Source organism: Microcystis sp. T1-4 (assembly GCF_000297435.1).
GTDB lineage: Bacteria > Cyanobacteriota > Cyanobacteriia > Cyanobacteriales > Microcystaceae > Microcystis.
The window spans coordinates 1-556 of record NZ_CAIP01000259.1; the positions used below are offsets into that span (position 1 = coordinate 1).

Sequence of the window (556 nt, forward strand, 5' to 3'; positions counted from 1 at the left end):
TAGTCTGTCAAGTTTGAATTGAGGGATAGAGTTTTTTTAATTTAATACGAGCATCAGCAGTAGTAAATCTCCAGTCAACTAAATTTGACTTTTCATTTCGATTTTCTTCCCATGCCTTAATTTCTTGTTTTAAACTATCCATGTCTGGGATACGACGATCAAGACATTGACGATTCAAAACGCTCAACTCAATTTCTGCCATATTTAACCAGCTGCCATGTTTGGGAGTGTAATGAAATTCGAGTTTATCTAAAATTCTCTTGGCCTCTTCCGGTTCAAAGGCTTTATATAATGAGGCTTTTACATGAGTATTTAAGTTGTCTTGAATTACTCTAATTTTCTGGGCATCCGGATAACGCTCATCAACCAAATATTTCATTTGGTGTGCATAATCGCTCGCCGTCCTTTGTTGTGTAACTTCTACATGTCGCCAACCTTGTAATGGTTCAAAAAACATAAACATATTGGCTACACCATTACGCTCATATTGATAGTCATACCTTTCTGGTTCTCTCGGTTCGGCTGGTATTTTCTCTTTTGTTTCTTTGACTAATTG

Annotated in this window: 1 pseudogene; it reads right to left on the reverse strand. The window is 36.5% G+C overall.

Annotation, left to right across the window (positions count from 1 at the left end):
• Positions 1-7: 7 nt before the first annotated feature.
• Positions 8-556: pseudogene (locus MICAI_RS15805) on the reverse strand (IS630-like element ISMae29 family transposase); the annotation flags it as partial.